General features: G+C 57.9%; 3 protein-coding genes. 1 reads left to right on the top strand and 2 read right to left on the bottom strand.

The genetic code is table 11. The annotated features are described in order from the left end of the window. Positions 1 to 443, top strand: a 443-nt coding sequence (locus IVB42_RS14055; protein ID WP_247470469.1) for an acyltransferase, incomplete at its 5' end; no start/stop codon positions are given. Between the two features lie 3 nt (positions 444 to 446). Here the strand turns inward: IVB42_RS14055 and IVB42_RS14050 are convergent. Beyond that, positions 447 to 1,049, bottom strand: coding sequence for a plasmid pRiA4b ORF-3 family protein (locus IVB42_RS14050; protein ID WP_249815003.1), 603 nt, complete (start codon positions 1,047 to 1,049; stop codon positions 447 to 449). Next, the coding region (locus IVB42_RS14045) for a transposase domain-containing protein (RefSeq protein ID WP_247399400.1) at positions 1,046 to 1,247 on the bottom strand (202 nt) is incomplete at its 5' end. The genes IVB42_RS14050 and IVB42_RS14045, both read right to left, overlap by 4 nt.

Below are 1,247 nucleotides of genomic sequence, written 5' to 3'. Positions count from 1 at the left end.
GATCATCGTCTGCCATCACAAGGTGTCCACCTATTTTGGTGGACACCTCATGCATCAGAGCACTCAAAAGCAAAAGGTGCAGGGAAATTCGCGCTTACGGTGTAGACGTCTTCTTTGTCATATCGAGTTACCTGATCTCGCAACTTCTGCTTCGGGAGATCGCAGCGACCGGGAAGCTCGATTTCCTTGGCTTCTACGGTCGCAGAGCCAAGAGGCTTTTGCCCGCCGCCCTCGCGGTGACGGTAGCAACGTTGACCATTGGATACTTCGTACTAGCGCCGTTTGAACAGAAGGAAATGGCCAAATCGGCCACCGCTTCTGCGCTCTATGCAGCCAACGTCTGGCTCCTTCGCCAATCAACGAATTATTTCGCGCCCGAAAGTTCGCTCAATCCATTTCTTCATAGTAAGCGTAGCTCTGAGGCCCATTTGATTGGTGCTTGACGTCTATTTTGAACGCGTGGTGCGCCGGCGCGGCTTCCATATTTCCGACAAAGCGTTGACGGCGGCCTCGAGCGCCTTCCGGTCGACGACGTTGGGATCAAACTGCTCAGGGCCCCAGCGGCGCATATGTTCGTGCTCCGGATGAGCAGGGTCGCAGATGGCGTCGAGGTATTCGGCATAGCCTGGCGCACCGCCGACGTCTTCCGGCGGACAACGACCGGCGGCCTCGAGCAGGAAGGGCATGCCCTCCGTCGTGGTGTTGTCGAACCACTTTTCGAGCTTGATCACGTGATCCCAGCTGTCGCCGAAGTCATAGAGATAGTGGATCGTCTTGGCGCCGGTCTCTCGAACGATATCGCAAAGCCGCGCTTTACGGGCATCCATGGGCTGGTGGCCGTAATCATTGTCGGGGTCGGGAATCCCCCAATGTGCCTCACCAGCGAAGAACTCGAAGAGGTGACTGTTCGTCCAGCCGAATGCCTCCTGAAGCGTCAGATGCAGCCGATCAAGGCGCAGCGTGAGCGGCACGACAAGGCACCGCATCACCTCCGGTTTCACGTCCTTGAGAGTCACCTTGATCCGGACCGCGGTCGTGCTGAGGCTCATGCCGCAAGCCTCGGACCTTGTGCATGCATCGTATAGGTGGATGCCCAGGGAAGCAGTTCGTCCAGCCGTGCCGCCGGCCAGCCATTGACGAGGTTTGCGAGAACGTCGGCAAGCCAATACTCGGCGCTGACGCCGTTGAGCTTACAGGTCTCAATGAGCGACGCCAGCAATGCCCAATTCTCAGCACCCTCGTCACAC

The sequence above is a fragment of the Bradyrhizobium sp. 45 genome, from assembly GCF_023073155.1.
GTDB classification, from domain to species: Bacteria; Pseudomonadota; Alphaproteobacteria; order Rhizobiales; family Xanthobacteraceae; genus Bradyrhizobium; species Bradyrhizobium canariense_D.
The sequence above is the reverse complement of the archived record's forward strand: the minus strand, read 5'-3'. Positions and strand labels throughout refer to the sequence as shown.

Coding starts and splice junctions, on each gene's coding strand:
- IVB42_RS14050 (WP_249815003.1), bottom strand. CDS start 1,049: ATGAGCCTCAGCACGACCGCGGTCCGGATCAAGGTGACTCTCAAGGAC.